Below are 7,882 nucleotides of genomic sequence, written 5' to 3' on the forward strand. Positions count from 1 at the left end.
GAGGTTCATCAATTGAACATCTTCAATATTGCAATTATGCATATTAAAAGAGATTTCAGAGACATAAGAACTTTAGTTTTTATGTTAGCATTTCCGATTGTACTTATGCTTGTGTTAGGAACAGCGTTAACCAACGCATTTAATAGTGATAGTCATTCGATTAAAGATATACAAGTGCTATATAAAGATGAAGCGAGTAGCACGTTTTCTCAATCATTTGCAGCATTTACGAAAGAAGTGGATAAATCAGGTATTCATTTTAAAAAAGCTTCCGGCAGTATAGATGGGAAAGAAGAAGTGAAGAAAAATAAATATGCTGCTTATGTAGAGTTAAATAAAGATGGTGCAAAATTTTACGGAAGTGACAAAAGTAGTATTGAGGGGAGTATTGTGGAAGGAATGCTTACAACATTTGTTGATAAGTACAATGTAGCGGTCGAAGTTGCAAAAGTAGATCCTACTAAGGTGAGCACAGTTATTTCAAACGGAAACCATAATGATTATATAAAAGAAACATCTTTACAAGCTGCGAAAAAACCAGGTTCTATGGATTACTACGCGGTTGTAATGACAACGATGATTGCACTGTATGCTGCGATGGGAGCGAGTTCTTTAATTCGAGGAGAACGAATACGTAAAACAGGAGATCGTCTCATTGCTGCACCTATAAGTAAAGCTGAAATATTCATTGGAAAAGTACTTGGTAGCCTAGTAGCAAATGCCCTGTGCATATTACTCGTCATGTTATTTAGTAAATTTGTTTTTCAAGCGAATTGGGGCGACCATCTTGGAATCATATTTCTTATTTTATTAACACAAGTCTTTCTAGCAATTAGCTTCGGTTTAGGAATCGGATATATCACGAAAACAGCTGAAGCGTCCAGGGCAATTATTATGGTTGTTGTGCAATTAGCTTCTATTTTTGGAGGTGCATATTTCGTAGTAGAAGAAAATTTCGTTACGAATTTATCGCCATTAACTTGGGCAAATACAGCTGTTATGAAAATTATTTATGCAAATGATGTAGGGGCAGCACTACCAGTCATTTCTTTAAACATTGGAATTTCAGCACTCTTTTTATTAATTGCAATTATTGCATTACGTAGACGGGAGGGGCTATAGTATGAAGGATATTTTATGGCTCATACAAAAAACGTTATCTGTGCTTTTGAAAAATAAAAAAAGTTTACTCATTATAATTAGCTTGCCGATAATAGGGACGCTCATTTCCTTCTCGATATACGGAAATGCAGGGCAAGGAACGTTAAATATCGGGATTGTAAATAAAGAAAATGAGCCGATAGCAAATGATACGATAAAGTTTTTAGAAGGATTAAATCATGTGAATGTGAGTAAGGTTAAGGAGTCTCAAATAGAAGATAAACTCACTTCCAAAAAACTTGATGGAGTTATTACATTAGATTCTGGTTTTTCAAAAAGTGTTCGAGAAGGGAAACCAGAGCATATTGAAATTTCATCGATTAAAGGTGATCAAGTAACAGGATTTATAAAATCATATTTATATAATTATATTGATAATATAGCAGCTATTAGTAAAGTAGCCGGAACAGATCAAAGCACATTCGACAATATGTACGCAGGGTATCAAAAAAGTTCATTTAAAATGAAAACTGAGACGCTAGAAGATACTTCGAAAAATAAAGATATGACAAATCAAACGATGGGTTACCTTATTATGTTTATGCTGTTTTCAGCAGCGAACTTATCAGGTCATATTTTAAAAGAAAAAGAGAATAGAACGTACTTTAGACTATTATCAACGCCGATAGATGGGAAGAAGTTTATATTATCTAATGTCGGAGTAAATATGATAATACTAACAGTACAAATTTTGATTACAATCCTATTCCTAACGAATGTTTTTCATACGAATATCAATATGCCTTTCATAGTGATGATGGGCGTACTAATGCTATTTGCATTAATCGCAATTGGAATATCATTAGTCCTTGTAGCTTTTTCGAAAAACTCAGCATCGGCAAATGCGATGCAAAATATGATCATTGTACCAACATGCTTACTTGCTGGATGTTATTTCCCATATGACATTATGCCAAGTGCAGTACAAAAAGTAGCTAATTTTCTTCCGCAGCGCTGGTTGTTAGATACGATATCAAAACTACAGCAGGGAATACCATTCTCGGAGTTGTATTTAAACATTTTAATTTTATTCGCTTTCGCAATTGCATTCTTCTTAATTGCTATTTATAAGTTTGGAAGAAATAATGACGCGAGAAATTTTGTTTAATGTGAAAAGGTGTGGCTTAATGCCATACCTTTTTTGTTTGAAACTTAGAGTATCTTTTGTAGTATAGGAATGCTTTTGTAGAGCACTTCATTATGTGAAGCATGCAAAACATATTTATTTCCCTCTAGAAGAAAAACGCTATGTAGAACAGCGTTACCGTCACCATGTTTTGTAAGTAAATCACCGACGACTTTGCCGTCTGTCCATTTCAGTTTGGAATGTGAAGGGACGACTTGTAAATATTGAGTTGTTTCCTCTCCATCTCCGGCAATGAGTGTCGTTTCAATATTTCTTTTTTGTATAATAAATCTATTTGTATTTAATATATCGAGGAAAGGGTTTTTCATTTTCATCTTACTATAAGGAAGAAATGTAATAGAAGAGTCGGATTTTATAAATAAATAATTTCCGTAATCTTTACAAGGAATAACATCTTGTAATCCTGGAAAGTAAATGTGTATCGCCTCAACTTTATTCATTTTATGTAAGATGCTTAAGTAACAAATATATTGTTCCATATAAAAATGAACGATATTTATTTTAGAAGAGGCATGGATAGGGAGACTGCCTCCAGTCCAATAACTATAATTTGGTGGAGATCCAGCGTTTGGTGTGCAGAGTATTATAAGTTGATTCACATCATTTTTATATTCGTCACTTTGAACGTAAGAACGTCCAAGAAGGCCGCCCATACTATGACAAATTAAATTTAGTTTATCGCAACCTGTAATCTTTTTAGCATAAGCAATCGTTTGTAATAAATATTTTTGTGTAGAAAGAACAATACGCTGCCGCCAGTCATAAAAACAGATGAACAAGTCTTTATTTCGTTCGTACCCCATACTTTCTAGCATCATGATGAATGGTTCGTAAACAAATGCAGAAAGTCCAAAACTCCAATTACCAGTGCCGGGAATAATAATATTGCTCATTGAACCGAAAAGACCTGGGATAAAAACAATAGGAGTTTTTCCTTTTCTCATATTCGTATCTCCTTTAACTGTTCAGTATCAATAAAAATAAGAAATACATTTCGTATGAAAACATATTTAAATGAAACACTACGAAATAGTAAGGAATATGATTGGAAGGAAACCAAAATGATAAAAAAAATATTAAGAGTTACTTCTATTATTATTGCTATTTTCGTTTTTATTTTAATTTGTATGCATATCGATGTTACCTTAGGTAGGAAAATGGAAGCTGGAAAAAACATGCCGACAGAGTATGCGCCTCATTATAGTGATTTTCAATTATATGTAGAAGGGAAATCATTATATGAGCAGCTATTTGAAGATATTAAAAAAGCGAAAAGCTCCATCTACACTTATTTCTTCATTTTGTCGGATGATAAAAGTAGTCATACTTTTTTAAACTTATTAAAAGAGAAGGCAAAAGAAGGAGTAAACGTCTATTTATCAGTTGATCGCATTAATGATTTATCATTTGAAAGAAAGATGATAAATGAATTACGGGAAAGTGGTGTGCATTTTACATATAGTAGAAAACCTGCATTGCCATTCGGATTTTATTCACTTCACCATCGTAATCATCGCCGTATTACGACGATTGATGGGGAGATTGGCTATACAGGCGGATTTAATATAGGAGATGAGTACTTAGGGAAAGATAAGCGATTTGGATATTGGCGTGATTATCATGTACGGCTTAAAGGAGAAGGAGCAAAAGATTTAGAACAGCAATTCGCTTTAGATTGGAAACGAGATACGAAAGAAGAGATAAAGAGGAGTACGAATAAAGCTAGTAAAGGGAATACATTACATACTATGACTAGTTACAATGGGCATTACGTTGCTGAAAAATATATAGAGCTCATAAAACAAGCTCAGCACTCCATTGTAATTGCAACGCCGTATTTTATAGCAAAAAATAAAGAGTCCATGAATGCTTTAATCGCAGCACAAAAGCGTGGTGTTACAGTAAAAATACTTTGGTCATATAAACCAGATCTACCTCTTATAAAAGAAGCGGCGTATCCATACATACGTCAAGCTGTTAATAATGGGATTACTGTATATGGGTATAAAAAAGGAATGTTCCATGGCAAATTAATGCTTATTGATAATGAATTAACCGTTATTGGTACAACAAACTTTACTTCGCGTAGCTTCAATATAAATGATGAAATGAATTTTTATATTTATGGTGGTCCTATTGTAGGACAAGTTAATAAGGCGTTAACAGAGGATTTTCATGATTCGAAAGAAATGACGAAAGAGTTTTTTGAAAAGTTATCTTTTTGGGAGCGTTGTAAGGAGAAAGTGGCGGGATTGGTTGAGTTCTATTTGTGATGATGGATTAGGAAAGGGTGCCTACAAAAGGCACCCTTTTTGGTGGGAAATCATTATTTTTCATGCACCAGCATCGTAACATCATCATTAATCAACGTCCCCACATGTTCACCTAAACATATTTTTTTCATCACTCCAGGCTCATCAAAGTTAAAGACATGTGCTGGTAAATTGTAGTCCCGGGCAAGCAGTAATGCCGCTTGATCCATGACTTGTATATTTTGTCTAACGACATCATTATAGTTTAGTTTGCTGTACATTTTTGCTGATTTGTTATGCTTTGGATCACTTGTAAAAACACCGTCGACACCTTGTTTTGCGACTAATATGGCATCACTATTCATTTCGATGGCTCTTTGTACACTTGGATAATCTGTTGTCACGAACGGTTGCCCGTTTCCGCCTCCAAAGATAACGATATAGCCGTTATCTAAATGGTGGACTGCACGTAAGCGAATGTATGGTTCAGCTACTGCATTAAATGGAATGGACGTCATAACGCGTACTTCTCTATTTGTTTTACTTGTTAAAACACCGCGAAGCATTAAGCTGTTAATGATTGTACCTAGTGTACCGATATTATCAGCTTCTACGCGATCAATTCCCCACTCTTCAGCTAGATGCCCCCTAAAAATGTTACCGCCACCGATGACGATGGATACTTCGATACCTAAATCAACAATGGATAAAATTTCGTTTGCGATATGTTCTAATCGTTTGGAGTTAAAGCTATTTCCAGTTTGATCGGCAAGTGCACCGCCGCTTAATTTAATTAAGACACGTTTATATGGCCTCATAACAATTCCCCCTATATAGATCGCAATAAAAAAGGAACAAAGGCGAATGCCTTTGTTCCTTTTTAAGAAAATGAAAAAGAAAAGAAGAAGATAGGACGAATTGCTTTGTATAGTTTTTCATAACATCCACTCCTTTTCATTTTGATTTGTTTTAAGTATATATCTTTTTGATTATACGAAACAATCTGATTACTTATCAAGTTTATTTTATCGTTTTTTAACAAAATGGTGTCAATGAAAAAAAGAAGAAAAATATTTGAATTTTTTGTGACGAACTTGTAGGTTTTTGTATGATTTTGTAGGTTCGCTTATAAGATGTGTGAGTAGCTTTTATAAATTCAAATTGAAAGCGTTCGCATGAAGGGGATGAACATAAATGAAAAAATTCGGATTGGCAACACAAATTTTTGTCGCGCTTGTTTTAGGGATTGTAGTAGGGGCAGTCTTTTATGGCAATAAAACGGCGATTTCTTATATCACACCAATTGGGGATATATTTATTCACTTAATTAAGATGATTGTAGTACCAATTGTTATTTCAGCATTAATTGTTGCAGTAGCTGGTGTAGGAGATATGAAGAAGCTTGGGAAACTGGGTGGTAAGACAATTCTTTATTTCGAAATTATTACGACGATTGCTATTTTAATGGGATTACTTGCAGCGAATATATTCCAACCAGGTACTGGTGTTGATATGAGTAATTTACAGCAAAGTGATATTTCTTCTTATAAACAAACTGCAGATGCAACAGAGAAGAAAGGTTTTGCTGAGACAATTGTTCACATTGTACCGAAAAACGTATTTGAATCGATTGCACAAGGTGACCTATTACCGATTATATTCTTCTCAGTATTATTCGGCTTAGGAGTTGCGGCAATTGGGGAAAAAGGAAAGCCTGTCTTTAACTTTTTTGAAGGCGTACTCGAAGCCATGTTTTGGGTTACAAATCAAGTTATGAAATTTGCACCATTTGGTGTATTCGCATTAATTGCCGTTACGGTTGCAAAATTTGGTGTAGCAACACTACTTCCGCTAGGAAAACTAGTGCTAGCTGTATACGTAACTGTTATACTATTCGTTGTGATTGTATTAGGTATTAATGCACGAATGGTTGGAGTAAACATTTTTACATTAATAAAAATTTTAAAAGAAGAATTGATTCTTTCATTTACGACAGCAAGTTCAGAAGCTGTTTTACCTAATATAATGAGAAAAATGGAAGAGTTCGGTTGTCCAAAGGCAGTTGCCTCTTTCGTAATTCCGACAGGTTATACATTTAACTTGACTGGATCGGCTATTTATCAAGCGTTAGCGGCATTGTTTGTTGCACAAATGTACGGTGTGCACATGTCACTAACGGAGCAAATAACGTTATTATTCGTTCTCATGTTAACATCCAAAGGTATGGCGGGAGTTCCAGGTGCATCGTTCGTTGTTGTATTAGCAACGTTAGGTTCAATGGGGTTACCACTAGAAGGTATCGCATTAATTGCGGGAATTGACCGCATTTTAGATATGATTCGCTCATCTGTCAATGTATTAGGAAATGCATTAGCGGCCATTGTTATGTCGAAGTGGGAAGGCGAATTCGATAATGAGAAAGCAAAACAATATGTAGAAACAGTCAAAGAAACAAAAGCAGCATAAGAAATCGTTAAGGAGTGAATAATCATGGCAACATTAACTGAAGTTAAAAATGGTGTTCGAATTGAAAAAGATTTTTTAGGTGAAAAAGAAGTACCAAACTATGCATACTACGGCGTACAAACAATGCGTGCAGTTGAAAACTTCCCAATTACAGGATACAAAATCCATGAAGGTTTAATTAAAGCGTTCGCAGTTGTAAAAAAAGCTGCAGCGCTTGCGAATACAGATGTAGTAAGATTGGAATTAAACAAGGGCGGTGCGATCGCAGAAGCTGCTCAAGAAATTCTTGATGGAAAATGGCATGATCATTTCATCGTAGATCCAATCCAAGGCGGAGCGGGTACTTCAATGAACATGAATGCAAATGAAGTCATTGCCAATCGTGCTCTTGAATTATTAGGAATGGAAAAGGGAGACTATCATTATATTAGTCCAAATAGTCATGTAAATATGGCCCAATCAACAAATGATGCATTCCCAACGGCGATTCATATCGCAACGTTAAATGCATTAGAAGGCTTATTACAAACGATGGGTTATATGCATGATGTATTTGAATTAAAAGCCGAACAGTTCGATCATGTGATTAAAATGGGACGTACACATTTACAAGACGCTGTGCCAATTCGCCTTGGACAAGAGTTTAAAGCATACTCACGTGTACTTGAACGTGATATGAAACGCATTCAGCAATCACGTCAACACTTATATGAAGTGAACATGGGAGCGACTGCAGTTGGTACAGGCTTAAATGCAGATCCAGAATATATTGAAGCAGTTGTAAAACATTTAGCTGCAATTAGTGAATTACCGCTTGTTGGTGCAGAAGATTTAGTAGATGCGACGCAAAATACGG

The 7,882-nt window shown here is 35.1% G+C and carries 7 protein-coding genes; 5 read left to right on the forward strand and 2 right to left on the reverse strand.

Going from position 1 to position 7,882, the window contains the following annotated elements:
• Positions 1-12: 12 nt before the first annotated feature.
• Both D1166_RS15380 and D1166_RS15385 read left to right on the forward strand, forming a co-directional pair.
• Entirely contained in the window at positions 13-1,122 is a 1,110-nt protein-coding gene (locus tag D1166_RS15380) for an ABC transporter permease (RefSeq protein WP_097861587.1), read from the forward strand.
• A gap of 1 nt (position 1,123) precedes the next feature.
• Positions 1,124-2,269: an ABC transporter permease gene (locus D1166_RS15385; protein WP_058839107.1), complete on the forward strand. Its 1,146-nt coding sequence runs from the start codon at positions 1,124-1,126 to the stop codon at positions 2,267-2,269.
• A gap of 44 nt (positions 2,270-2,313) precedes the next feature.
• On the opposite strand, the gene D1166_RS15390 is transcribed toward D1166_RS15385, so the two are convergent.
• A complete protein-coding gene (locus D1166_RS15390) occupies positions 2,314-3,252 on the reverse strand; it encodes an esterase/lipase family protein (protein ID WP_097861588.1) in 939 nt (312 codons plus the stop codon).
• 117 nt (positions 3,253-3,369) lie between these two features.
• Here D1166_RS15390 and cls point away from each other — a divergent pair, with 117 nt between their 5' ends.
• Positions 3,370-4,581 carry a cardiolipin synthase gene (gene cls, locus D1166_RS15395; protein WP_097861589.1) on the forward strand — a complete coding sequence of 404 codons (1,212 nt, stop codon included), beginning with the start codon at positions 3,370-3,372 and terminating at the stop codon, positions 4,579-4,581.
• 53 nt (positions 4,582-4,634) lie between these two features.
• Here the strand turns inward: cls and pyrH are convergent, their stop codons facing one another.
• Positions 4,635-5,378: a UMP kinase gene (pyrH, locus tag D1166_RS15400; RefSeq protein ID WP_001248059.1), complete on the reverse strand. Its 744-nt coding sequence runs from the start codon at positions 5,376-5,378 to the stop codon at positions 4,635-4,637.
• 376 nt (positions 5,379-5,754) lie between these two features.
• On the opposite strand from pyrH, the gene D1166_RS15405 reads away from it, so the two are divergent.
• Both D1166_RS15405 and D1166_RS15410 read left to right on the forward strand, forming a co-directional pair.
• Positions 5,755-7,026, forward strand: coding sequence for a cation:dicarboxylate symporter family transporter (locus D1166_RS15405; RefSeq protein WP_000713291.1), 1,272 nt, complete (start codon positions 5,755-5,757; stop codon positions 7,024-7,026).
• A gap of 24 nt (positions 7,027-7,050) precedes the next feature.
• Positions 7,051-7,882, forward strand: an 832-nt coding sequence (locus D1166_RS15410; protein ID WP_255422505.1) for a lyase family protein, incomplete at its 3' end; no start/stop codon positions are given.

This window comes from Bacillus sp. ISO11, assembly GCF_003458115.1.
Lineage (GTDB): Bacteria > Bacillota > Bacilli > Bacillales > Bacillaceae_G > Bacillus_A > Bacillus_A cereus.